Raw genomic sequence first — 23,815 nt, forward strand, 5'->3', positions numbered from 1 at the left:
TCCTCAGAGATCTAACGCGGCCTGCGCAGGCTTTGTGTTGGACGGCGCAGCACGTGTGTTGGCGTCCTCGAGATGTGGCCATTCCTGCGCGAGCTCGTTGTAGACCAGCGCCTCTTGCGACCAGCCCTTCTGGGTGGCGATTTCGAAGAGCCGGTAGGCCAGCGTTCGCGCGTGGTCGCTTGCCGCACCCATCTGAGCCACCAGCTGACCGGCTGCCTCTGCGCCACCGTCCTCCGCGTTGAGCACGCGAGCCGTGTGCTGCACGCATTCCCATATCGTGAGTGTCCTGTCCTTCTCGGGCGACCAGTCCTTCGGGAGCTTTTCGCGTGGTGTCAACGCTGTCTTACCCCTCAGATCTTCGAATACGCCTGAATCGAACAGCGCGTTGCTGCTGATGTTCTTGGCGTTGGCCAATGTGATCAATTCGCCGGACGAACGGGCATCAAAGCCGTATGTCGAAAACCAGGCGAGAGCCACCTGAGTCTCCGAGTCGAAGGCGGCGTCGAGCTCCTGGTCGATTTCTTCCCAAACGCGGTTGATCAGGGCGAGAGCTGTCTTAACCGTCATAACGCCATCATCGTCCTCCAGAACCTTGGCGTGCCGAGAAAATACACCCATTCCAGGACCGATTACCGATTGCTGCATGTCAACTGGACCGACGCCTGCCTTGCGAATGTCGTCGATGGCATCCGGGAGCTCACGTCGGAGCAGGCGGATAAACTCGGCCCGAGTAATTATACCTGCGTTCTCCACCCGTTTTCTGCAAACGAGCACTATTGACGAAGCCAGAGCATTCATATTTGCCTTCAGACCCGTTGCTCTCTCGGTGCGAATGGGCCATGTTCCATCAATGAGCCAACCAGAACTAACAATGGCCTGAAGGAACGAGGCCCAGCCAGCTGAAGTAATACCTTCCTCTGACATCTCCGATTGCTTGAATGCGTAAAACAATGCCATGGGCGCTTCATTGACCGATGTGCGGCGTAAATCGCCAACCACCTTTCTCATCCCAGACAGAAAGAACTCTTCTGACGCTTCGGGAGTGCCGTGCCTAAATACATTCGCTACTAGCTCTTCTGATTTTGGAACAACAATTCGTCTGTATTGATCTGGCATTATTTCCGAAAGCATAGGTCTCTGCCAGGCGTAAAAAAAGTCCGATAGGTCGGAGTAAATTATGTTGTCGTAATAGGGCGGGTCAGAGGTAATTACTCTTACTCCCTCACCCAATTCGACTGTTCCCGCGGCGAAATTTTCAATAGATCCGACGCCGGCATTCCCGAGTGTGGATAATACTTTCAACATATTTGGAAGGGTGGTAAGAAAATCTCCAGCATTTCCATTAAAGACGTTTGATTCTGGATAGTCCCAGGTCATGGGTATAGCCTGTCGGCCGAATGCGTTGACCGCCTGATCCATGGAAGAACTCCAGAGCCCAACTGTCGACTGGGCCGCCGACAACTTGCTAACTGCTAAGGCTAAGTATACTGCTATAGCGTCTGCGTATGCGCGGGCTCCACTGCCACCCTCACGAAGTCGTGATGAGTTGTCGGTAAGACCGGCCATCTCGGCATCGATTTGTGCCATCTCACGCGCACGTTCAACAAGGCTGGAATAAGTTGTCAGCGCAACAAGCTGCCGCTTGGTGAATAGCGACGAAAATGTCCGCAAACCGTAGTTTGGTGTTTTGAAATCACGAGGGTTTTCAGGTAACTCTGCCTCGGGCCCCCAGTCGGCTTCCGCTGAGAGAGCGAGCTTTTCGTGATCGGGCGAGGGATTCAAATACACCCGCTTACGGCCGCCGTCGGCCACAACAGCCATTAGGCGCACTCCTAGTCCGTTCGATTGCCCTTGATGACGGACATAGCTGAAAGGCATGGATACGCCGGTGAGGATGCATGTGCCACCTGTGCTGCGTCCGATCGTGCCTTGTGCAAGCTGTTTCTCGCGCTCTTTGCTGAGGGTGCCAGTCTTCACTTCGAAGCGCCACCCCTCGGGTGCCTGTTCATCGATCACTGTCTCCACCCACGCCTTCTTTCCCTCCTTCGTCGAGAGCATGAAGGATGACACGAGCGGCACCATGGCGCCTTTCGCCGCTGGATCAGGTGAACGAACCGTTCGAGCCCAGAGCCACGCGATGACTGTTGATTTAGATCCGTCCGGTAGCGTTGCCTTCGGATAGAGATGGCCGATTTGCTTCTCCGCTTCGTCGCGCATCCACTGGCCATAGTAACGCACATCTTCTGCAAGACCCTGCGCCCCTTTTCCATTCCAACGCCCGCGTTTAAGTTCCTCTTGGGCCTTTGGGTTCACCGGTGGCCAGCCAGCAAACTTTGGTGGGATTTCCACCAGCGCCTTGCCAATCAGGACCGCGACCGGGTTGAGGTCGGATCCATAGGCACGCAGGCCAAGCCGCTGCGCCTCGAGCGGGATTGAGCCCCCGCCAGAGAACGGATCGTAAACCGGTGGCGCCTTCTCCTGCAGATAGGCGAGGATCGCCTTGCCATCATCGATTGCCGGAGGTTCCTCGCCAAGCCCCCAAGCGACCGAACGTGCGATCTCCCAGCGTGCTTCGTTGAGGATATCCTCGTTGTTCGAGGCCTCCCAGGGCACCATGCGCTCGATGACGCGATGCAGGCGTCGCCGCTCGATGTCCTGCGCCTCTTCGGTCGGAAAGCGGTCCGGCCAGGACGAGGGATCATCGACCAACTGCGAGAACAGCACAGCGCGGCAGGCTGCCAATGGTCGACGTGCCCACCAAAGATGGAGCGTCGAGGGATGCCCATGGCGGATCGACTTCTCTCGAGCGGATGCCGTATTGATTGCCTCGAGCGGGATCGATACCTCGATGAGTTTTTTGCGTGGAGCCGAAGCCGTCATATCCTACCTACAATTCGGGCACGTCGCGCGCTGCCCAATCTAATGTTGTTCGCCACTTTTCGGGGAATCGTCTACTTAAGACGGTGTCGTCCCCATGGATAGCAGATCAGCGACGTTGAACACCACCGCCGTCTCACCGAAGCCCAGTTCCCTGTGGAAGAAGCGGCGGACATAGACAGGCTCGCGCGCAAAGCCTTCTTCGATCTGCACGATCGCCAGGATGAAGGCCTCTGCAGCGTTCAAGGACGACAAGAGCTCGTTCTTGGTGAGGATGATGTCACGACCCTCGGCGTGCCGGCCCTTGACCTCGATGAAACGAAGGTGGCCCGTCTGGCCGTCGCGGCTCTCGATGTCCCAGCCTTTCTTCTCTGCTGCTACATCGCGAGGGATATGGCCGAGCGCAAGTTCCGCCGCCATCACCGCGTCCATGGCTGTCTTCTCGGATATTGCGCGCAAAACGGGATCCTCGGCAAAACCGCCCACTTTCGGCGTAGCGGCCGCCGGCAATGTGGCATCCAGCAGGCCGCGCGGGATCACAAGCGCCGCGCCCTTCAACACCGGCGGCAGCGCGGAGATCTGCCGTTCGTGGTCGAGCTCCGTCTGACGCTTGTGCAAACGCTCGACCAGGCGCGCGGCCGTCGCCTCGGCGTTCTGGGCGTTGATGCGCTGCTCCTTCCCGGCGCGCTCCTCCTCGCGAAGCCTGGCTGCACGTGCATCCCAGTAATTGATTTCACGGGTGAGGCGCGCCCGCACCTCACGTTCAACCTTGTCGATCTCGGCGATCCTGCGCTTCCTGACTTCCTCGAGGTGCTGCGGCACGAGAGAAGCGATCGCATAGCCCAACGCCTGCTTCTCGACATTACCTGCCAACCAGGCCGCTTCCTGCGCGTTGGCAATTCTCGACCGCTCTTCCTCGGTGATCGGTCGGTAGTCGAGATACGGCGCCGGTCCGCCATCGACCGCGGAGCCGTCTTCCTTGAGGAACAGGAACTGGAGACGCTGCGAGATGACGCGCGGCTCACCGGAGCGGCTGGCGCGAGCATCTCGGACGGCGTGCTCGAGGTAAACCAGCAGACGTGGATCCTGGGTGTCGTTGGCGTCGTCGACCAGCACTGCGCCCTGGCCGAGTAGCGGCTGAAACCGCTCGAGCACCAGATCTACGAGCGCTTCGAGCAGAGGATGGCCCGGCGCGACGAGTTCCGCCTGCGGCTGGCCGACGATCAGCGCCTTCTCGAAAGTGATGCGCGCGTAGCGATCGAGCACCGGGTCAGATCGACCGATTAGCCTGTCTCGCTCCTTGAGGAGCGAGGGCACACGCAGGATCTCAAATCGGCCCTTTTCCCGCTCGGCGATCCGACCGCCAAGCATCACAAAGGCCTCGCGGAAGAACGCGCCGATGAAATGTGGCTGAAGACGGCGAGCGGCCGCTCGCTCCATCTGCTCGCGGATCTCGGCAACGGATCTCGGATTCATGCCCTCCGACGTGAGCTTGCGCTCGGCGACGAGTGTTTCGATCGCGTCGACGTCGACGGCGCCGTCGACTTTCTGGAAGAGCTCAGCCTTCTTTTCCGGACGGTCGCCATAGCGGATGGCCTCGACGAGCAGATCGCGCAGCGCCTGGCCCTCGAAGAGTTCCCCCAGCACATCATAGACCTTTCCACCAAGCGCCGTGCGCGCCTCTTCGAGCTTCTCGAGCAGCCGGCGATAGACCTCGCCCTCTCGCGTGTTGGCCGCGCAGAGGTTCCACAGATGGCAGACCTCGGTCTGGCCGATGCGGTGGATGCGGCCGAAGCGCTGTTCTAGGCGGTTGGGATTCCATGGCAGGTCGTAGTTGACCATCAGATGGGCGCCGCGCTGCAGGTTCACACCTTCGCCGGCAGCGTCGTTGGCGATCATTACCCGGACCTGTGGATCGGAATTGAAGGCAGCAATCGCCGCGCGACGGGCCTCACGAGCGATGCCACCGTGGATTACGACGACTGCCGAGGGATCTCCGACCAGAGCTCCGATCTTCTGTTGCAGATATTCGAGTGTGTCCTTCGGCTCGGTGAAAATCAGCACCTTGCGTCGCAACCCGGTTGCTTTGTCGAGCATGAGAGGCTCGTCAAGGATTGATTGCAGCTCCCGCCACTTGGCATCTTGGCCAGATAGCTTAAGCCTGAGCGCTCGCTCCTCGAGATCCTGGAGGATGAGGATCTCGGCTTCCAGCTCAGCAAGGGTGGAGGCAGCCGTCGCCTGGTCGACGATCTGTTCTTCTGCCGCCTCCGCTTCCGCACCTGGCGCTTCCTCGAACTCATCGGGGTCGAAGCGCGGCAGATCCGGCGCGCTCGCCAGCTGTGACGTCCCGCCCTGGCGCATCAACTTTTCCTCGCGAAGCCGCTCCTCAAGCCTCTTGCGGCGCCTTTCAAGCGATCGATGTATTGCCGCAGGGGAGGACGCAAGCCGTCGTTGCAGGATCTGGAGCGCGAAGCCGACGCTTGACCGGCGCTTGTCATCGCCGGTCCTATCGGCCCGGTTCATCTCCTCGCGGACGTATGTGGTGACCGCCTGGTATAGGTCGGCCTCGACCGGCGACAACGCGTAGCTCGCCGTGTATGCGCGACGCTCCGGGAACAACGGTGTTCCGTCGAAACGATAGAGTTCTTCCTTGGTGAGACGCCGCATCATGTCTGAGACGTCTGCTTTGTGGACACCTTCACGGAAGCGACCTTCGAACCGGTCGGCGTCGAGTAGGCCCATGAAAAGTTGGAAGTCGGCTTCCTTACCGTTGTGCGGCGTTGCTGACATCAGCAGGAAGTTCCGAGTGCGTGTCCCAAGCAATTTTCCCAGCTTATGGCGCTGGGTCTCCTTGACCTCGCCGCCGAAGTAGGACGCAGCCATGCGATGAGCTTCATCGCATATGATGAGATCCCAATCCGGCGCCGCACCAAGCTTGGCCTTGAGCTCGTCGGAGCGTGCGGCCATATCCAGCCGGACAATCAGTCGGTTCTTATCGAGGAACGGGTTGCCAGTAACGGACGCCTCGATCTGGTCACGCGTTAGTAGGTCAAAGTGCAGTCCGAACTTTTCGGCCATCTCCTCCTGCCACTGCTCAACCAGGCTGCCCGGGGCGACGATCAAGCAGCGTTCAAGATCACCGCGAATAAGGAGTTCCTTGATCAACAATCCAGCCATTACGGTCTTGCCGGCGCCGGGATCGTCCGCGAGCAAGAACCGAAGTGGCTGACGGGGAAGCATCTCACCGTAGACGGCCGTGATCTGATGCGGCAGCGCTTCGATCTGGGAAGCACTCACTGCGAGATAGGGGTCAAACAAGTGTGCAAGGCGGATTCGATAGGCCTCGGATGCAAGCCGGAGAAGCCCGCCATCAGCATCAAATGCATAAGCGCGACCACCACTGACGATTTCGAAGTTCGCTTCCTCGCCGCGGTAGACGAGTCTCTCCGCTACTTTACCATCGAAACGGAAAACGACATTGATGGCATCAGAGCCGAAGCGTGACACTGAGACGATTTCGGCTATGCCATTCGGACTCAGCCCTCGAAGCCGTGAACCAGGTTTAATGTCTTCAAAAATGCTCATTGTTGCGCGGCTATAAATTGGCTGACCAAGATGACCGTCACCATATCGTTGCGTTATTCAAAATGGTAGCCTGACGCGCAGCTGCAACTCAGACTTTTAGCGGCGCACTGCGGGCACACCGCTGGTGCCGGAGACGCAAATTGTCATCGCAAGCATCTCCCGCTAAGAGACAGCCCGCGCCTCAAAGGTGCCGACCGACATCCGGAGAGGTGGCAGAGTGGTCGAATGCACCGCACTCGAAATGCGGCATACCTGCAAGGGTATCGTGGGTTCGAATCCCACCCTCTCCGCCATTCCTCGCTGATGATCGCACTCCCGCAAAACCGTCTTCACAGACGTGCTGCGATCCCCGCTGATATATTGGTTATAATTGTAGAACGAGAGGGCAGTGATCCGAGACTTCCGGGTCATGGATGACGTCGAACGACGTCACGGCGTCCACGCGGTTCACAAGCATATAGTCGGCGAACCGGCCCGGTTTCTTGTAGTGCGTGGTTCGGGTGCTCTCAATGCCACGCGCCGTCACCAGTTCATGCAGTCCGGCATCGGTGAGGATGGCGAGCGTTTCGCTGCCGGGTTCGACATTGAAGTCGCCGCAGACCACCACGACGTCACCCGGCTCTGAAATCTGTCGGGAAAGATCGAGCAACCTTCGTGCCTGCGCGGCGCGTTCGGGTGTATCCATCTTGCCGTTCAGATCGCGCAGCCCGTGCATATGCGTGATACTGACGGACCGACCCGCGCTGTCATCATAGACCCTGACGCCATGGGCGCTGCGCGACCGCGGATGGTCGCCATAGCCGGCCGGTGAAAAGCCCTTGTGAACAAAGCCCTGTATCTGGCCGATGATGGGCAGAGAGCGGCGCACGAACGTCGCCAGTCCCCATTGCGACGGGACGGGTTGGTCCTGATCCCAGAGGACGCCCTGTGCCGCCGGGCAGAAGATGGCGACATGATCGGGCAAGGCGTTCGAGACATCGCGAAAGAAGTTGGCGCGCTGCGCCAGGACGTGGTCGCCATCGCGATAGGTCAGCCAGTCCTTGCCGGATTCGGGACTGTGAATGACTTCCTGCAGGCAAAGGACATCGGGTTCGCTGTTTTCGAGATAGGGCAACAGTTTTTCGTGCAGCTTGCCGCCCCAACCGTTCAGGCACATCACTTTCACGAATCTATCCTTCAGGCCTCAGAGTCTCGAAAACACGACTTTGGATACTTCGAGAGCCGTCTGCAAGTCGGGTCAAAGCGAATGGGTTATCCGTATCAGCGGCGCAGTTTAAGCCGGGACGACAAGGTTCCAGAACATAACGATCCGACATATTAAAGTTGAAAAAAATCATTAAAACGGGTGTTGGCCACTGTTAGCCTCCTGGTAATCGGGAGGAGAAGAATGGCGACATTGGAGGAAATGTTCGACGTTCGCGGCAAGTCGGTCATCGTGACCGGCGGCGCCAGTGGCATCGGCCGTGCTTATGCCGAGGTCATGGCGGACAACGGCGCGCGGGTCTGTATTTTCGATCTCAATCCAACGCAACTCGACAGCGTCGTGGCCGAACTCAAGGCCGATGGCGGCGATGTCTGGGGGCAGGTGGTCGATGTGGCCGATCGTGCCCGCATGAAGGAGGCCTTCGACGCGGTGGCCGAACGTCATGGCCGCATCGACGTGGTCTTCGCCAATGCCGGCATCGATGCCGGACCGGGCTTCCTGTCGACGACAGGCGGGCGCATCCCCGAAGGGGCGATCGACGTGCTCGACGACCATCACTGGGACCGGGTCATCGAGGTCAATCTCTCATCCGTCTACACCACCGTGAAACATTCCGCGCGCCACATGAAGGCGACGGGCGGCGGCCGCATCATCGTCACATCCTCGATTGCTGCGCAGATCAACGAGGCGATCGTCGGCACGCCCTATATGCCGGCCAAGGCGGGCGTCGACCATTTCGTCCGGCAGATGGCGATGGAGCTGGGCATGTTCGGCATCCTGGTGAACTGCATCTCGCCCGGGCCTTTCATGACGAACATTGCCGGTGGGCGGCTGAAGATCCCGGCGGACCGCAAGGCCTTCGAGGAGCAGTCGCTGATCGGCCGGATCGGCGACACCGAGGATATCAAGGGGCTGGCGCTTTATCTGGCATCGCCCTGCTCATCCTATGTCACAGGGAGCCAGATCGTGATCGACGGCGGTTCGATGAACCGCATCAAGTGAGGCGATTGCCGGGTCTGGGAGAACCGGCCGCCACCGCATGCGCGTCAAGACGACAAGAACACCAGAGGGAGGAGACCAAGGTGGACCTGAAGACGAAATTTGCGCAGCCATCCCGCCGCACCGTGCTCAAGGGCATGGGGGCCGGTCTTGCCGCCGCCACGCTCGGCGCGCCGATGATCGCCAGGGCGCAATCGGCCGGCACGATCAAGCTCGGCTTCGTGACGCCCACCACCGGTCCCCTCGCGCTGTTCGGCGAGACGGACGGCTGGGCGGCGCAGAAGGTCAAGGAGATGCTGAAGGACGGTCTGGAGACCGCCGCCGGCAAGTTCGATGTCGAGATCCTGATCCGCGACAGCCAGTCCGATCCGAACCGCGCCGCCGAAGTTGCCGGCGACCTCATCCTGAACGACGGCGTGCACCTGCTCCTGCCGGCCTCGACGACCGACACCGTCAGCCCTTCGGCCGACCAGGCCGAACTCAACGAATGCCCGTGCCTGTCGACCGGCGCCCCCTGGCAGGCCGTGATCTTTCCGCGCGGCGGCCAGAACGAGCCCTTCAACTGGACCTACCACTTCTTCTGGGGTCTCGACGAGGCGCTGAACACCTTTGTGGGCCTGTGGAACACGCTCGACACGAACCGCAAGGTCGGCATGCTGTTTCCGCAGAACGCCGATGGCGAGACATGGGGCAACAACGACTACGGGCTGCCCGCCCCCACCCAGAAGGCCGGCTTCGAGATCACCGTTCCCGGCTTCTTCCAGCCGCGCACCAACGACTATTCGGCACAGATCGCCGCGTTCAAGAATGCCGGCTGCGAAATCGTCGGCGGCATCACCTATCCCGATGACCTCAAGACCTTCGTCAACCAGTGCGCCCAGCAGGGCTACAAGCCGAAGGCCATCACCGTGGCCGCAGCACTTCTCTTCCCGGGCGGCGTGCAGGCGCTCGGGCCGCTCGGCGACGGCATGTCGTCGGAAGTCTGGTGGACGCCTGCCTTCCCGTTCAAGTCGACGCTGACGGGCCAGGTGAGCCGCGAGATCGCCGACCAGTGGGAGAGCGAGACCAAGAAGCAGTGGACGCAGCCGCTCGGCTATAGCCATGCGATCTGGGAAGTGGCGCTCGACATCCTCAAGCGCGCCGCCAACCCGCTCGATCGCACCTCGATCCGCGACGCCATGGTCGAAACCAAGGTGGAGACGCTGATCGGCAAGGTCGATTTCGCCAGCGGACCGCACAAGAATGTCTCGACGACGCCGATCTTCGGCGGCCAGTGGGTGAAGGGCGATAAATGGCCCTACGACCTGAAGATCGTCGACAACACCGTCAACAAGCTGTTCGAGCCCGAGCAGAAGATGAAGGTAATCCCCTGGGCGAGCTGAGCCCGGGCATGCTGGACATGGTTGCCGGGCGGCAATGCGCCCGGCCACAGGCAGAACCATCCGAGTGCATGAGAAAACCGGGCACGCAGCGCGTGGAGGCGCTTGCCGCGGCCGGGGCGGAGGATCGATTGGACGGCGTATTGCTAGAAGCGAGAGGATTGAGCAAATCCTTTGGTGCGCTCCGCGTGCTGCACGACATCAGTTTCGATGTCCGGCGCGGCGAGGTGCTGGGTATTCTCGGTCCCAACGGCGCCGGCAAGACCACGCTGTTCAACCTGATCAGCGGCGACCTGCACAACGATGCCGGCGACCTTGTTTTTGGCGGTGAACGGCTCGTCGGCCAGCGGCCCTATGCGCGCTGCAAGATCGGCATCGGCCGGACCTACCAGATCCCCCGGCCCTATGTGGGCATGTCGACCTTCGAGAACCTGCTCGTGGCGGCCACCTTCGGGGGCGGGCGCACGGAGGCGCAGAGCTATGCGTTCTGCGCCGAGATCCTGCGCGACTGCGAGCTGGCGGACAAGGCCAACCGCTCGGCCGGATCGCTGACGCTGCTCGATCGCAAGCGGCTGGAGCTTGCCCGCGCGCTGGCCTCGGGCCCGAGCCTGCTCCTGCTCGACGAAATCGCCGGCGGGCTGACGGATGAGGAAGGCAAGGCGCTCGTGCAGCTGATCCGCCGCATCCGCGACCGCGGCGTCACCATCGTGTGGATCGAACATGTGCTGCACGCCCTGCTGGCGGTGGCCGACCGGATCATGGTGCTGAACTTCGGCGAGAAGATCGCTGAGGGCCAGCCGGATGACGTCATCAAGGACCCGGAAGTCCGGCGCGTCTATATGGGGATCGAGGCATGACGGCAAAAACGCTCCTCTCCACCCACGATCTCAAGGCCCGTTACGGCGATTTCCAGGCGCTCTACGGTGTCGATTTCGATATCGCCGAGGGTGAAGTCGTCGCCCTGATCGGCGCCAACGGTGCGGGCAAATCCACGCTTTTGAAATCGATCATGGGCCTGATCAGGGTCGGGGCCGACATGGTGCGTCTCGATGGCCGGCCGGTCGGCGGCAGCAAGCCGCACCACATGGTGGCCGATGGCGTGGCGATCGTGCCGGAGGGACGCCGGCTGTTTGCCGGCATGTCGGTGCTCGACAACCTGCGCGTTGCCGTCGATCATGCCGCAGCCGGCCGCGGTGATGCGTGGACGATCGAGCGCGTCCATGCGTTGTTTCCGATCCTGAAGGAAAAACAGGCGGTGCCGGTCCAGTCGCTCTCCGGCGGCCAGCAGCAGATGGTGGCGATCGGCCGCGCGCTGCTCAACCAGCCGCGCCTGCTTCTGTGCGACGAGATCAGCCTCGGGCTGGCGCCGAAGGTGGTCAAGGAAATCTACCAATCCATCCCGTCGATTTCGGCAAACGGCACGGCCATCGTGCTGGTGGAGCAGGATGTCGGCCTCGCCAAGTCCTCTTCGGACCGGCTCTACTGCATGCTGGAGGGCCGCGTGACGCTGACCGGCCGCTCCGCGGACCTGTCGCGCGAGGCGATCGGCGAAGCCTATTTCGGAGCATCTCATGCAGTGGCTTGACGGACTGGTCCAGGGCGTTCTTCTGGGCGGCCTCTATGCACAATATGCCCTCGGCATGGCGCTGATGTTCGGCGTGATGCGGGTCGTCAACATTACCCATGGCGACCTCATGATCCTGCTGGCGCTGGTCGGCATCAGCCTCGCCTCGACCTTCGGCCTCGGCCCCTGGTCGGTGCTGGTCGTGCTGGTCGCGCTCGGCGGCATCATCGGCATCATCCTGCAGCGGCTGATCCTCAACCGCGTCGTCGGTGCCGATCCGCTGCCATCGCTGATCGCCACCTTCGGCCTGTCGATCGCGCTGCAGAACGCGATGTTGCAGGTCTGGTCGGCCGACACGCGGTCGCTGCCGAGCGACGGCCTCGCACAGGCGTCCTTCCAGCTCGGGCCGCTCTTCGTCGGCGTGCTGCCGGTGATCGTGCTGGGCACGGCCACGGTGCTGACGGCGGCGCTTGCGGCCACGATGCAATATACCCGCTTCGGGCGCTCGCTGCGCGCGGCCGCCGCCGATGTCGAGGCGGCCGCGATGACGGGTATCGACCCCAAGGCCGTCTATGCCGGCGCGACCGCGCTTGCCGTCGGTATCCTGGGCTTTGCGGCCGTCTTCCAGTCGATGCGCGCGACGGTCTCGCCGGCCGATGGCGCCTTCCAGCTCATCTATGCCTTCGAGGCGGTCATCATCGGCGGCATGGGTTCGATCTGGGGCGCCTTCATCGGGGCCATGGTGCTCGGCATCAGCCAGTCGATCGGGTTCCGCATCGATCCCGGCTTCGGCATCCTCGCCGGCCACCTCGTTTTCCTCATCATTCTCGCACTGCGGCCGCAGGGCATTCTCGGAAAGGGCTGAGACCGTGACCCAAGCGTTCGCAACCGCATCAGCATCGGCCGGCGCCATGGATCTTCCGCCGGTGCGCGTCCAGCGCCAGACCCTGTCGGGCGTCGTCGCCATGGGGCTCGGCATCGTCGCGCTCCTCGCCATCGCCGCGATGCCGTTCTGGGCGAGCCAGGGGCTGATCCGCGATGTCGTCGAGCTCTGCTGCTACATCGCCGTCGCGCAGATGTGGAACCTGCTTGCCGGCTATGCCGGGCTGGTATCGGTCGGCCAGCAGGCCTTTATCGGCGTGTCCGCCTACATGATGTTCGTGATGGCGCAGCTCTGGGGCATCAACCCCTTCGTCGCCGTCGTGCTCGCGATGATCGCGCCGGCCCTGCTTGCCATTCCCACCTATGGCCTGCTGCACCGGCTCGACGGTCCCTATTTCGCAATCGGCACCTGGGTCATCGCCGAGGTGCTGCGGCTTGGCACATCGGTCTTCGGCTATGTCAACGGCGGGGCGGGCATGAGCCTTCGCGTCATGACCGGCTATTCGCCCATGGAACGCGCCATCGGCGTCTCGCTGCTCTGCGCGCTGATGCTGCTCGTCACGGTCGGCGGCAGCTACTGGCTCCTGCGCTCGCGCTACGGGCTGGCGCTCATCGCCATGCGGGACAATCCCGTCGCCGCCGCCAGCCAGGGCGTGAATGTCGGCCGGCTGCGCTTCCTCATCTGGGTCGCCGCGGCGGTCGGCACGGGCCTTGCCGGCGCCATCTATTTCATGGCGCAGCTGCGCATCACCCCGCCCTCCGCCTACGATCCGAGCTGGGCCAATATCGCGATCTTCATCGTCATGGTCGGCGGACTGGGCTCGCTGGAGGGCGTGCTGATCGGGGCGCTGATCTACTTCTTCGCCGAGCGCTGGTTCGGCGAATATGGCGCGACCTACATGGTGGTGCTCGGCCTGCTCACCGTGTTCATGGCGCTGTTTGCGCGCGGCGGCCTCTGGGGTCTCATCTGCAAGGTCGTCGACGCCCCCTGGTTCCCGACGCGCCGCCGACTGATGGAGGACCGGACATGAAGGCCGTTCTGTTCGATGCTGTCGGATTGCCGTTGACCGTGGGCGAGCGACCCGTCCCGGAGCCAGCGTTCGATGAAGTCCTGCTGAGGATCGCCGCCTGCGGTATCTGCGGTTCCGACCTGCACATGACCGAGGACCCCAAGACGTTCGGGCTCAACCGCCATGACGTTCTCGGCCATGAATTCGCCGGTGAGGTGGTCCGCTGCGGCAGCGCTGTCCATGATCTCAAGCCGGGCGACCGGGTGGCGGTGGCGCCGATGCGTGGCTGCGGGTCCTGCGACAGTTGCCGCAAGGGCGAGCCGGCCTGGTGTGCCGAGATGGAGCTGATCGGCGGCGGATATGCGGAGTTTACCACCGTCGCCGCCCGTCAATGCCGCATCCTGCCCGACGACCTGCCCATCGAGGAGGGCGCGCTGGCCGAGCCGGTCGCCGTGGCGCTGCATTGCGTCATGCGATCGGGACTGAAGCCGGGCGATCGCGTGCTGATCCTCGGTGCCGGGCCGATCGGCCTGCTGGTCGCCTTCTGGGCGCGGCGCTACGGCGCGCGTGACGTCATCGTCGCCGATATCAACACGCATCAGGAGGAGCGCGCGGCCGCCGTCGGCGCGACCGGCTTTGCCCTTTCCGGCCCCGGCCTTGCCGCGGACTTTAAGGCCCGGACGGGCGGGGAGGCCGACGTCGTCTTCGAATGCGTCGGCAAGCGCGGGCTCATCGATTTCGCCTGCCGGCTCGTGCGTACCCATGGAACGGTGGTCGGTGTGGGCCTCTGCGTCGGCGGTGACGAATGGGATCCGTTCGTCGCCCTGTCGAAGGAAATCCGGCTCGTCTTTGCGGTGTTCTTCAACATGGCCGAATTCGAGACGGCGCTGGGCGCGCTCGGCCCCGGCCATTACCGCCCGCAGGCGCTGATCACGGACCGGATCGGCTTCGATGCCGTGCCCGAGACTTTCGAAGGGCTGAGGCGCCGCACGACGCAATGCAAGGTGCTGATCGCTGCCGATGCCGCGTGACGCGAATGGACGAGGAGGAGAGGTTATGGAATTCGAGACGCTGACCCGGGACATCGACGGTGTGCGCACGGTCGTCAAGGCGATCGGCAAGGGACCGGCCGTGATCGCCCTGCACGGCGCGGCGACGATCGAGGGTTACGACTGGGCGCGCGGCCTTGCCGACCGCTTCCGCGTCTACCTGCCCTTCCATCCCGGTTTCGGCGAGAGCGCCGAAGCGCCGCATATTGCCGGCATGCAGGACATGGTGGTCCACAATCTCCGCCTCGTTGCCGCGCTCGGCCTCGAGCGCCCGCATCTCGTCGGCCATTCCATGGGCGGCTGGATGGCGGCGGAAATCGCCGCGGTCGCGGGCGAGCGGTTCGGCAAGCTGGTGCTGAATGCGCCGGCCGGGCTCAATCATCCGGATCATCGCGGCGCCGACCTCAGCCGGATTCCGCCGGAAGAGTTTCCCGCCTATCTCGCGCACGATGCCGCGGTCGCGGCGCGCTACTTTCCCGGCGGTTCGGAGTGCCCTTCGGCGGAGGCCTTCGTGGCGGCCCGCGAGAAGGAGGGGACGGCACTGGGCAACATTCTCAAGGTGCACGGCATGGGCCATCCCAATCTCGGCCGCTGGCTGAGCCGTATTCCCAACGAGACATTGATCGTCTGGGGCGACAGGGACCGCATGCTGCCGGCCTCGCAGGCGCCGCTCTGGCAGGCCGCCATTCCCAATGCCCGAATGCTGATCATCGAGGAGGTCGGCCATTTCGCCATGCAGGAAGATCCGCGCACCGTCACGGCCATCGGCGACTTCCTGGCCACGTGAAAACCGAGCGCGGCGCTCCGGGCGATCCGCGACGACAGGACCATCAAGGAGGAATTGTCATGAACGCACCTATCAAGCACGCATCCGGCTACTGGGGCACGAAGACGGACTTCGCATCCCTCATGGCGCATATCGAGACGATCGGCCCGATCCTCGACAGGAATTCCGAGGCGAACGAGAAGCTCGGCCGCCTCAACGAGGAAACCTTCGAGGCGCTCAAGCCTATCCGCATGAGCCATATCTTCGCGGGCGAGGATATCGGTGGCGCGCAGCTCTCGCCGACGCAGGGCCTGCAACTCATCGAGGCCATCACCTATCACAGCGGCGCGGCCGGCTGGGTATCGATGGTGCATGCCGGCATCGGCGCGATGTCGGCAGCTTTCCTGCCCGATACCGCCATCAGCCGCCTCTATGACGGCAAGACCGACAACCGCTTCTCCGGCCAGGGCACGCCCACCGGCATGCTGAAGAAGGTCGACGGCGGTTATCGCCTGAACGGCAAGTGGTCCTATGCCAGCGGCATCTACCACGCGACCTACACACATACCGCCGCCCTGCTGGACGACGGCAACGGCCAGCCGGCCAAGGACGAGAAGGGCGATGTGATCGTGCTCTGCGCCCATGCGCCGGTCGAAGAGCATGAATTGCTCGGCAACTGGAACGTGCTCGGCCTTCAGGCCACGGGCAGCATCGATTACGCCGCCAATGACGTCTTCATCCCTGACGACATGGTGTTCCCGATCCTGACGGCCGAGCCGCAGCGCATGCAGGAATTCTTCAGCCTCGGCGTGGTGGGGCTTGCCGCCATCGGCCATTCCGGCTGGGCCATCGGCGCCGCGCGCCGCATGCTGGACGAAGCCGCGAAATATGCCAAGACCAAGACCGGCCGCGCCGGCCTGCTCGGCGAGAGCGACAAGTTCTGGTATGATTTCGGCCGGGCGGAGGCCCGGGTTCGCGCCGCCCGCGCCTTCCTGTTCGAGGTTTGGCGCGACGTGGAATCCTCCATCGAGGCCGGCAATCGCATGACGACGCGCCACATCAGCCTGGTGCATCTTGCCAAGTCGGAAGTGCATGAGGCGGGCGTCGATGCCTGCCATTTCGTCTACCGCTCGCTCGGCGGGGCCTCGCTGCGCTACGGCGTGATGCAGCGGATCTACCGCGAGATGCTGACGGCGGCGAACCATTTCACGATCAACCCGAACATCGTCGGTGCCGCCGGCCGCGAACTTGCCGGGCTGTGGAGCGACCGCACCTGGCAGTTCTACGACCTGATCGAGAAGAAATGAGCGCGCCGGCGAAAGACATGCCGGGCACGGCGGCTGCGCCTGAAACGGGTGCCGCCCCAGCTGGCTCCGGCCTCACCGAGGCGTTCCTGGCCGCCTTCCGGCATCATCCCTCCGGCGTCGCCATCATCACGGCGGAGGGAGCGGAGGGACCGGTGGCGCTGACGGTGAGCTCGCTGATCTCGATCAGCGCGTCACCGCCGATGGTGGCCTTCTCGCTTTCGGCATCGTCCTCCAGCGCGAAGGTGGTGGAGCGCGCCGCCTCGGTGGTCGTGCATTTCGTGCGCCGCGCCGACATGCAGCTTGCCCGGCTCTGCGCCACGTCCGGCAAGGATCGCTTCGGGCCGGATGTGCGGTGGTCGCGGCTCGACAGCGGCGAGCCCTATTATCCGCAGGTCGAGCTGTGGTTTCGCGCCGAGCTGCGCGGCCGGCTGGAAACGCCGGGCGCCTGCCTGGTGACGGCGGAGCTGACTTCCGTCTCCGCCGGAACGCATGCCACCCGGCAGGCCGAGGCGCTGGTCTATTCCAACCGTGCCTGGCATGCGCTGGGTCCGGTGGTCGACACCGCCTCGGCGCCGGTGCTGCTGTGGCCGGACGATTCCGCGACCTTCTGAGACAAGAGCCGGCGAGATGCCGCCGGCTTTCCCCTAAATGCCCCAGATAACGGATTGTTCGTGGCGCTTGATGAGATGCCGCAGATTCTCGAAACTCTTGCGCAGATGCACCGAAAACGCCTCGATGGCGGGTGCCCCGAGATCGCCCGAGCGCCTGAGCAGGCCGAGCGCCCGCTCCGGATGCGGGATTTCGACCGGCAGCGCGGTGATCGCCCGGTCGTTGCGATAGGCGAAGACGACGCTGTGCGGCAGGATCGTCAATGCGTCGCTTTCCTTCATGTAGTTGATCGCGCTGGTCAGCGAACCGCCGGCATAGCGGATCTTCGTCTCGGTGGCGCCGAGCGAGAGGACGAGGCTGCGCAGGTCGGCGAGCAGCGGGCTGCCGGGCGGCGGCGCGATCCAGGGAAAATCGAGCAGCTCGGGGCCCGAAAGCTTGCGCTTGAGCAGCAACGGATGCGTGACGCGGCAGGCGACGACGTTTCGCCCGGGCAGCAATTCCTGGAAATGCATGCCCGAGCCTTCCTCGAGCATGTCGATCGGGCAGATGGCGAGGTCGATGCGATCGGCGACGATGGCGGCTTTCAGTTCCGAAAGGTAGCCGTAGCTTTGCTCGACGCGCACGTCGGGAAAGGCATTCTGGAAGCCCGCCACCATCCCGGCGATCAGGGCATCCATGAAGAAGGGCGTGCCGCCGACGCGCACCAGCCCGGTGCGGCCATGGCGAAAGCCTTCCACCAGGCTCGATGCCTTGCGGGCGGAGGTCAGGATCGCCTGGCCGTGATCGGCCAGCGCCCGGCCGAGTGGCGTGGGCTGCAGCGGGCGTCGTCCCTTGAGGAACAGCGGCTCGCCCAGGCGCTTTTCCAGCATGGCAAGCGTGCGCGACACCGCCGGCTGGCTGAGGCCGAGCAGGGTCGCGCCCTCGGTCACGCCACCCGCCTGGACGACCGCTGCAAGCTGCGCAAGGTGCCTTTCGTCAATCTTCATAACAATAACGAATATAAATCGCCGAAAAAATTATCAAGTACGCAGTTTCGGCCTGTTAGGTTCTCGTTATGGGAGAAGTCATGCCAGACATATCGTTCAGTGAGCGCACCTCTGCGCAGCGCGTTGCCGAGCGGCTCGACAAGCACGCCGCGGGACCGCTGCAAGCCTTCATGGTTCCCTTCATCGAGCACCTGCACAAGCTGATCCGGGAGACGCGTCCCTCGCAGGCCGACTGGCGGCGGGCGATGGAATTCCTGACCGATGTCGGCCATGCCAGCGATGGCCGCCGGCAGGAATGGGTGCTGCTTTCCGACCTGCTCGGCGTGACCGCGCTGGTCGAGGAGATCAACACGAACCGGCCGAAGGGCGCGACCCCCAACACGGTGCGCGGCCCCTTCTACCGGGCCGATGCGCCCCGGCTGCCGCTCGACGCCAACATATCGCTCGACGGCGTCGGCCCCGTGCTGTCCGTCAGCGGCCATGTGCGGGATCTCGACGGCAAGCCCGTCGCCGGCGCGACGGTCGAGACCTGGCAGGCCAACAGCGAAGGCTTCTACGAGAACCAGCAGCCGGACCAGCAGCCGGAATTCAACCTTCGCGGCATCTTCACGACCGATGGCCAGGGGTGCTTCCGCTACAAGACCGTGCGCCCGGGCGGCTATGCCGTGCCCAGCGACGGCCCCGTGGGCCAGATGCTGGGCGGGCTGGGTTTTGCCATGCGCCGTCCCGCCCATCTCCACTTCCTGATCAAGGCCGCCGGCTTCGAGACGATCAGCACGCATGTCTACGACGGCAGCGATCCGCATCTCGGCCAGGACGCGCTGTTCGGCGTGAAGGACGAGCTGATCGGGGAATTCAAGCCGACCGGGAAGGGAGATGCGTCGACGCTCGACTTCACCTTCACCATGGTCCGGGCGAAGAAGGGACGCGGCACGCCATGACACTCGACTTTACCTATCAGGCAAGTGCGGCCCGTATCGTCTTCGGCAACGGGGCGAGCGACGATGTCGGCGAATGGGTGGAGGCGCTGGACTGCCGACGCGCGCTCGTGCTGTCGACGCCGCATCAGGCCGGCGATGCGGAGGCGCTGTCGAAGCGGCTCGGGCCGCTTTCGGTCGGCACCTTCACCGAGGCCACCATGCATACGCCCGTCGATGTGACCGAGCGCGCCGTCGCGCGTGCGGCCGAGCTCGGCGCCGATTGCGTCGTCTCGCTCGGCGGCGGCTCGACGACCGGGCTCGGCAAGGCCATGGCCTATCGCACGGATATTCAGCAGATCGTGATACCCACCACCTATGCCGGCTCCGAAGTCACGCCGATCCTCGGCCAGACGGAGAATGGCGTCAAAACCACCGTCCGCAGCCCGAAAATCACGCCGGAAGTGGTGATCTACGATCCGCAGCTGACGCTCGGCCTGCCCGTCGGCATGAGCGTCACCAGTGGCCTGAATGCCATCGCGCATGCGGCCGAAGGGCTTTACGCGCCCGACCGCAATCCCATCACGACGATGATGAGCATCGACGGCATTCGCGCGCTCAAGGAGGCCCTGCCGGCCCTGATCGACAGCCCGCGCGATGGTGCGGCGCGCGAAAAGGCGCTTTATGGCGCCTGGCTCTGCGGCACCGTCCTCGGCCAGATTTCGATGTCGCTGCATCACAAGATCTGCCACACGCTGGGCGGCAGCTTCGACACGCCGCATGCCGAGACCCATTCCATCATGCTGCCGCACACGATCGGCTTCAACGCCGCGGCGGTGCCGGAGTTGATGACGCCGATTTCCGGCATTTTCGGCGGCGCGACACCCGGGCGGGCGCTCTACGATTTCGCCCGATCCATCGGCTCGCCGATGGCGCTGAAGGATTTCGGCCTCAGCGAGGCCGATCTCGACCGCGCCGCCGATATCGCCACCAGGAACCCCTATTCCAATCCGCGCCCGATCGACCGTACGGCGATCCGCGCACTGTTACAGGACGCCTGGAGCGGAACACGACCGCCATATTGAATTCTTTTGGGAGGAGGAATGAATATGCTTACGAGACGTGACTTGCTGAAATCCGCAGCCGCCACGGGCGCATTGGCGGCGACATCCGGCCTCGCCATGCCGGCCCTGGCCCAGGGCGCGCCGATCAAGCTCGGTTATGTCAGCCCGCAGACCGGCCCGCTCGCCGCGTTCGCCGAGGCCGACAAGTTCATCATCGATGGCTTCATGGCCGCGACCAAGGCGGCCGGCCTCAACTACGAAGTGGTGGTGAAGGACAGTCAGTCCAACCCGAATCGCGCCGCCGAGGTCGCCAAGGAACTGATCGTCAGCGACGAGGTCAATCTCGTGCTCGTGGCCTCGACGCCCGAGACGACCAACCCCGTGGCCACGACCTGCGAGGCGGAGGAGGTGCCCTGCATCTCGACGGCCGCGCCCTGGCAGCCCTGGTTCATCGGCCAGCAGGCCAATCCGGGCGACCCGGCCTCGTGGAAGCCGTTCAACAGCGCCTTCCATTTCTTCTGGGGGCTGGAAGACGTCATCGCCGTCTATACCAACATGTGGGGACAGCTTGAGACCAACAAGAAGGTCGGCGGCCTGTTTCCCAACGATGGCGACGGCAACGCCTGGGGCGACAAGGCCGTGGGCTTCCCGCCGGTGCTGGAGAAGCTCGGCTACAGCCTCAACGATCCCGGCCGCTACCAGAACCTGACCGACGACTTTTCCGCCCAGATCAACGCCTTCAAGTCCGACGGCAGCGATGTCATCACGGGCGTGATGATCCCGCCCGATTTCACCACCTTCTGGAACCAGGCGCAGCAGCAGGGCTTCAAGCCCAAGGTCGCGTCGATCGGCAAGGCGATCCTGTTTCCGCAGGCGGTGGAGGCGCTCGGCAAGAACGGCCATAACCTGTCCTGCGAAGTCTGGTGGTCGGCGAGCCATCCCTTCAAATCGTCGCTGACCGGCCAGAGCGCCGGTGAACTGGCGGAGGGCTTCACCAAGGCCACCGGCCGGCCCTGGACCCAGCCCATCGGCTTCGTCCATGCGCTGTTCGAGGTCGCCGTCGATGTGATGAAGCGCGCCGACCCGACCGACAGCGAAGCGGTGATTGCCGCCATCGCCGCCTCCAATATCGAGACGATCGTCGGCAAGGTGGCCTGGGATGGCGCCAACCTGCCGCCCTTTGCCGGCAGGAATGTCGCCAAGACGCCGCTGGTCGGCGGCCAGTGGCGCCTCAAGGATGGCGGCGGCTACGACCTCGTCATCGTCGACAACCAGACGGCGCCGAACATTCCGACCGGCGGCAAGATGGAAGCGATCGGCTGAGCCATGCCCATCCTCGCCCTCGACCAGGTCTCGAAAAGCTTCGGCGCACTCAAGGTCGCCGACCGGATTTCGTTTGCGCTGGAAAAGGGCGAGGCGCTGGGCGTGATCGGGCCGAACGGCGCGGGCAAGTCGACGCTGTTCAACCTCATCACCGGCAATATCCGCGTCGATGCCGGCACCATCCGCTTCGCTGGCGAGGACGTGACGCGCCAGCCTCCGATGGCGCGGTGCCTGGCCGGCGTCGGACGGACGTTCCAGATCCCGCAACCCTTCGAAAAGCTGACGGTGTTCGAGAACCTGCTCGTTGGCGGCGCCTTCGGCTCGCGCAAGACCGAGAAGGACGTGGGTGACCGCTGCGCCGACATTCTCGTCGAGACCGGGCTCTACCCCAAGGCAAACCAGCTCGCCGGAAGCCTCGGGCTGTTGCAGCGCAAGCGTCTCGAGCTTGCCCGGGCGCTCGCTACAGACCCGAAAATCCTACTGCTCGACGAGATCGCCGGCGGGCTGACGGAAGGGGAATGTCAGGAGCTCGTGGAAACGATCCGCGCCATCCACCGGCGCGGCGTTTCCATCATCTGGGTCGAGCATGTGCTGCATGCGCTCAATTCGGTGGTCAGCCGCCTCGTCGTCCTGCATTTCGGCCGGGTGATCGGTGACGGCGATCCTCAGACCATCATGGCGTCCAGGGATGTGCGCGAAATCTATCTCGGGATCGATGTGTGATGGCGCTGCTCGAGACCCATGGCCTGACGGCCTTCTACGGTGATTTCCAGGCCTTGTTCGGCGTCGATATCGCGCTCGACGAAGGCGAGACGGTCGCGGTGATCGGCGCCAACGGTGCGGGCAAATCGACCCTGCTGCGCTCGATTTCCGGCCTCATCCGCAATGTGCCGGGACAAATCCGCTTCGATGGCCGTGAGATCGGCGCGCTTGCCGCGCCCGATGTCCTGCAACTCGGCATCGCCATGGTGCCGGAAGGCCGCCGTCTCTTCCCATCGCTTTCCGTCGAGGAAAACCTGCTGATCGGCAAATACGGCCGTGTCGGCAACGGCGCCTGGTCGCTCGACGGCATCTACGACCTTTTTCCCGTGCTGAAGGAGCGCCGCCACCAGCCGGGCACGGCGTTGTCCGGCGGGCAGCAGCAGATGGTCGCGATCGGCCGCGGGCTGATGTCCAATCCGCGCGTGCTGCTCTGCGACGAGGTGAGCCTCGGCCTCGCCCCCGTGGTCGTCAGGGACATCTACGCGGCCTTTCCGAAAATCCGCGCGACGGGCGCATCCATCGTCATCATCGAACAGGATATCGGCCAGGCGCTGAAGGTGGCGGACCGGGTCTATTGCATGATGGAGGGAGGTGTGACGCTTTCGGGCACGCCGGCGACGCTCAGCCGCGAGGATATCCACGCCGCCTATTTCGGAGCGCATGCGCGATGAGCTGGCTCGACACCATCCTTCAGGGCATCCTGCTCGGCGGGCTCTACGCGCTCTTCGCGGCGGGCCTTGCCCTCGTCTTCGGCATCATGCGGCTCGTCAATCTCGCCCATGGCGACCTGATCGTGCTCGCCGCCTTCCTGATCCTGCTGCTCGTTTCGGCGCTCGGCCTCAATCCCTTCATCGCTGCCGCGGTCGCGCTGCCGGTGATGTTCATGCTCGGCTGGGCGCTGCAATTCCTCGTGCTCAACCGCACGCTCGGCAACGATATCCTGCCGCCGCTGCTGGTGACGTTCGGCCTTTCGGTGGTGATCCAGAACGGCCTGCTCGAGGGCTTTTCGGCCGATAGCCGCCGGATCTCGGCGGGCGCGCTGGAAACGGCGTCGATCCAGATCGGCCCCATCAGCATCGGCACCATGCCGCTCCTCACCTTCCTGTCGGCGGTGGGCGTCATCGTCGCGCTCAACCTCGTCTTCTATCGTACCGCGCTTGGCCGCGCCTTCCGCGCCACCTCGGATGACAGCGCGACGGCCGGCCTGATGGGCATCCGCGCGGAACGCATCTTCGCCACCGCCACCGGGCTTGCCATGATGGTCGTGACGATCGCCGCGCTCTATCTCGGCACGCGCGCCAATTTCGATCCGACCATGGGGCCGGCACGGCTGATCTACGCCTTCGAGGCCGTCATCATCGGCGGGCTCGGCTCCTTCTGGGGCACGCTCGCCGGCGGCATCATTATCGGCGTCGCGCAGACCGTGGGCGCGGCAATCAACCCGGAATGGCAGATACTTGCGGGCCACATCGCCTTCCTTCTGGTGCTGCTTGTGCGGCCGCGCGGCCTTTTTCCACGGGCGGTGGACTGAC

The 23,815-nt window shown here is 63.7% G+C and carries 20 protein-coding genes and 1 tRNA gene; 17 read left to right on the forward strand and 4 right to left on the reverse strand.

Annotated features, from left to right (window positions below; translation table 11 throughout):
- Positions 1-3: 3 nt before the first annotated feature.
- Together GR158_RS15930 and GR158_RS15935 are read right to left on the reverse strand one after the other, a co-directional pair.
- Positions 4-2,880 carry a DUF1156 domain-containing protein gene (locus GR158_RS15930; RefSeq protein WP_160871740.1) on the reverse strand — a complete coding sequence of 959 codons (2,877 nt, stop codon included), beginning with the start codon at positions 2,878-2,880 and terminating at the stop codon, positions 4-6.
- A 75-nt stretch (positions 2,881-2,955) separates the two neighbouring features.
- Positions 2,956-6,462, reverse strand: coding sequence for a helicase-related protein (locus GR158_RS15935; protein WP_160871741.1), 3,507 nt, complete (start codon positions 6,460-6,462; stop codon positions 2,956-2,958).
- Positions 6,463-6,665: 203 nt separating this feature from the next.
- On the opposite strand from GR158_RS15935, the gene GR158_RS15940 reads away from it, so the two are divergent.
- A tRNA-Ser gene (locus tag GR158_RS15940) sits at positions 6,666-6,755 on the forward strand.
- A 71-nt stretch (positions 6,756-6,826) separates the two neighbouring features.
- Here GR158_RS15940 and GR158_RS15945 read toward each other — a convergent pair.
- Positions 6,827-7,627: an endonuclease/exonuclease/phosphatase family protein gene (locus tag GR158_RS15945; protein WP_160871742.1), complete on the reverse strand. Its 801-nt coding sequence runs from the start codon at positions 7,625-7,627 to the stop codon at positions 6,827-6,829.
- A gap of 222 nt (positions 7,628-7,849) precedes the next feature.
- Between GR158_RS15945 and GR158_RS15950 the strand changes: the two genes are divergently transcribed.
- The 10 genes from GR158_RS15950 to GR158_RS15995 all read left to right on the forward strand — a co-directional run bounded on the left by GR158_RS15950 (position 7,850) and on the right by GR158_RS15995 (position 17,233).
- Entirely contained in the window at positions 7,850-8,668 is an 819-nt protein-coding gene (locus tag GR158_RS15950) for an SDR family NAD(P)-dependent oxidoreductase (RefSeq protein WP_160871743.1), read from the forward strand.
- An 80-nt stretch (positions 8,669-8,748) separates the two neighbouring features.
- On the forward strand, positions 8,749-10,047 hold the full coding sequence (locus GR158_RS15955) for an ABC transporter substrate-binding protein (RefSeq protein WP_160871744.1): 1,299 nt from the start codon (positions 8,749-8,751) through the stop codon (positions 10,045-10,047).
- A 158-nt stretch (positions 10,048-10,205) separates the two neighbouring features.
- On the forward strand, positions 10,206-10,901 hold the full coding sequence (locus tag GR158_RS15960) for an ABC transporter ATP-binding protein (RefSeq protein ID WP_306159437.1): 696 nt from the start codon (positions 10,206-10,208) through the stop codon (positions 10,899-10,901).
- A complete protein-coding gene (locus GR158_RS15965) occupies positions 10,898-11,629 on the forward strand; it encodes an ABC transporter ATP-binding protein (protein ID WP_160871745.1) in 732 nt (243 codons plus the stop codon). Before GR158_RS15960 ends, GR158_RS15965 begins: the two co-directional genes overlap by 4 nt.
- Positions 11,616-12,473, forward strand: a complete 858-nt coding sequence (locus GR158_RS15970; RefSeq protein ID WP_160871746.1) for a branched-chain amino acid ABC transporter permease — start codon at positions 11,616-11,618, stop codon at positions 12,471-12,473. Before GR158_RS15965 ends, GR158_RS15970 begins: the two co-directional genes overlap by 14 nt.
- Positions 12,474-12,477: 4 nt before the next feature.
- A complete protein-coding gene (locus GR158_RS15975; protein WP_230640062.1) occupies positions 12,478-13,521 on the forward strand; it encodes a branched-chain amino acid ABC transporter permease in 1,044 nt (347 codons plus the stop codon).
- Entirely contained in the window at positions 13,518-14,531 is a 1,014-nt protein-coding gene (locus tag GR158_RS15980; protein ID WP_160871747.1) for a zinc-binding dehydrogenase, read from the forward strand. The genes GR158_RS15975 and GR158_RS15980 overlap by 4 nt, the downstream gene beginning before the upstream one ends.
- A gap of 25 nt (positions 14,532-14,556) precedes the next feature.
- The gene (locus tag GR158_RS15985; protein ID WP_160871748.1) at positions 14,557-15,336 is read left to right on the forward strand and encodes an alpha/beta fold hydrolase; all 780 of its coding nucleotides are present in this window, start codon (positions 14,557-14,559) and stop codon (positions 15,334-15,336) included.
- Between the two features lie 59 nt (positions 15,337-15,395).
- Positions 15,396-16,622, forward strand: a complete 1,227-nt coding sequence (locus GR158_RS15990; RefSeq protein ID WP_160871749.1) for an acyl-CoA dehydrogenase family protein — start codon at positions 15,396-15,398, stop codon at positions 16,620-16,622.
- Positions 16,619-17,233 carry a flavin reductase family protein gene (locus GR158_RS15995; protein ID WP_134648419.1) on the forward strand — a complete coding sequence of 205 codons (615 nt, stop codon included), beginning with the start codon at positions 16,619-16,621 and terminating at the stop codon, positions 17,231-17,233. Before GR158_RS15990 ends, GR158_RS15995 begins: the two co-directional genes overlap by 4 nt.
- A gap of 33 nt (positions 17,234-17,266) precedes the next feature.
- Here GR158_RS15995 and GR158_RS16000 read toward each other — a convergent pair whose 3' ends face one another.
- Positions 17,267-18,217, reverse strand: a complete 951-nt coding sequence (locus GR158_RS16000) for a LysR family transcriptional regulator (RefSeq protein ID WP_134648417.1) — start codon at positions 18,215-18,217, stop codon at positions 17,267-17,269.
- An 80-nt stretch (positions 18,218-18,297) separates the two neighbouring features.
- On the opposite strand from GR158_RS16000, the gene GR158_RS16005 reads away from it, so the two are divergent.
- Genes GR158_RS16005 through GR158_RS16030 form a run of 6 tightly spaced genes read left to right on the forward strand, consistent with a single transcriptional unit; the run spans position 18,298 to position 23,814 of the window.
- Positions 18,298-19,158 (forward strand): dioxygenase, encoded by an 861-nt coding sequence (locus tag GR158_RS16005; RefSeq protein ID WP_134648415.1) that lies wholly within the window; start codon positions 18,298-18,300, stop codon positions 19,156-19,158.
- Positions 19,155-20,219 carry a maleylacetate reductase gene (locus GR158_RS16010; protein WP_160871750.1) on the forward strand — a complete coding sequence of 355 codons (1,065 nt, stop codon included), beginning with the start codon at positions 19,155-19,157 and terminating at the stop codon, positions 20,217-20,219. Before GR158_RS16005 ends, GR158_RS16010 begins: the two co-directional genes overlap by 4 nt.
- Positions 20,220-20,243: 24 nt before the next feature.
- Positions 20,244-21,521, forward strand: a complete 1,278-nt coding sequence (locus GR158_RS16015) for an ABC transporter substrate-binding protein (protein ID WP_160871751.1) — start codon at positions 20,244-20,246, stop codon at positions 21,519-21,521.
- A gap of 3 nt (positions 21,522-21,524) precedes the next feature.
- Positions 21,525-22,244 carry an ABC transporter ATP-binding protein gene (locus tag GR158_RS16020; RefSeq protein ID WP_160871752.1) on the forward strand — a complete coding sequence of 240 codons (720 nt, stop codon included), beginning with the start codon at positions 21,525-21,527 and terminating at the stop codon, positions 22,242-22,244.
- Positions 22,244-22,954 (forward strand): ABC transporter ATP-binding protein, encoded by a 711-nt coding sequence (locus GR158_RS16025; protein WP_160871753.1) that lies wholly within the window; start codon positions 22,244-22,246, stop codon positions 22,952-22,954. The genes GR158_RS16020 and GR158_RS16025 overlap by 1 nt, the downstream gene beginning before the upstream one ends.
- Positions 22,951-23,814 carry a branched-chain amino acid ABC transporter permease gene (locus GR158_RS16030; RefSeq protein ID WP_160871754.1) on the forward strand — a complete coding sequence of 288 codons (864 nt, stop codon included), beginning with the start codon at positions 22,951-22,953 and terminating at the stop codon, positions 23,812-23,814. Before GR158_RS16025 ends, GR158_RS16030 begins: the two co-directional genes overlap by 4 nt.
- The last annotated feature ends 1 nt before the right edge of the window (position 23,815 follow it).

This window comes from Shinella sp. AETb1-6 (assembly GCF_009826875.1).
Taxonomy (GTDB): domain Bacteria; phylum Pseudomonadota; class Alphaproteobacteria; order Rhizobiales; family Rhizobiaceae; genus Shinella; species Shinella sumterensis.

Bases quoted from the DNA above. Each gene is read 5' to 3' on its own strand.
- GR158_RS15985 (WP_160871748.1), top strand. From the start codon at position 14,557: ATGGAATTCGAGACGCTGACCCGGGACATCGACGGTGTGCGCACGGTC.
- GR158_RS15990 (WP_160871749.1), top strand. From the start codon at position 15,396: ATGAACGCACCTATCAAGCACGCATCCGGCTACTGGGGCACGAAGACG.
- GR158_RS15970 (WP_160871746.1), top strand. From the start codon at position 11,616: ATGCAGTGGCTTGACGGACTGGTCCAGGGCGTTCTTCTGGGCGGCCTC.
- GR158_RS15950 (WP_160871743.1), top strand. From the start codon at position 7,850: ATGGCGACATTGGAGGAAATGTTCGACGTTCGCGGCAAGTCGGTCATC.
- GR158_RS15965 (WP_160871745.1), top strand. From the start codon at position 10,898: ATGACGGCAAAAACGCTCCTCTCCACCCACGATCTCAAGGCCCGTTAC.
- GR158_RS16005 (WP_134648415.1), top strand. From the start codon at position 18,298: ATGCCAGACATATCGTTCAGTGAGCGCACCTCTGCGCAGCGCGTTGCC.
- GR158_RS16020 (WP_160871752.1), top strand. From the start codon at position 21,525: ATGCCCATCCTCGCCCTCGACCAGGTCTCGAAAAGCTTCGGCGCACTC.
- GR158_RS16000 (WP_134648417.1), bottom strand. From the start codon at position 18,217: ATGAAGATTGACGAAAGGCACCTTGCGCAGCTTGCAGCGGTCGTCCAG.
- GR158_RS15935 (WP_160871741.1), bottom strand. From the start codon at position 6,462: ATGAGCATTTTTGAAGACATTAAACCTGGTTCACGGCTTCGAGGGCTG.
- GR158_RS15980 (WP_160871747.1), top strand. From the start codon at position 13,518: ATGAAGGCCGTTCTGTTCGATGCTGTCGGATTGCCGTTGACCGTGGGC.
- GR158_RS16025 (WP_160871753.1), top strand. From the start codon at position 22,244: ATGGCGCTGCTCGAGACCCATGGCCTGACGGCCTTCTACGGTGATTTC.
- GR158_RS16010 (WP_160871750.1), top strand. From the start codon at position 19,155: ATGACACTCGACTTTACCTATCAGGCAAGTGCGGCCCGTATCGTCTTC.
- GR158_RS15930 (WP_160871740.1), bottom strand. From the start codon at position 2,880: ATGACGGCTTCGGCTCCACGCAAAAAACTCATCGAGGTATCGATCCCG.
- GR158_RS15995 (WP_134648419.1), top strand. From the start codon at position 16,619: ATGAGCGCGCCGGCGAAAGACATGCCGGGCACGGCGGCTGCGCCTGAA.
- GR158_RS16030 (WP_160871754.1), top strand. From the start codon at position 22,951: ATGAGCTGGCTCGACACCATCCTTCAGGGCATCCTGCTCGGCGGGCTC.
- GR158_RS16015 (WP_160871751.1), top strand. From the start codon at position 20,244: ATGCTTACGAGACGTGACTTGCTGAAATCCGCAGCCGCCACGGGCGCA.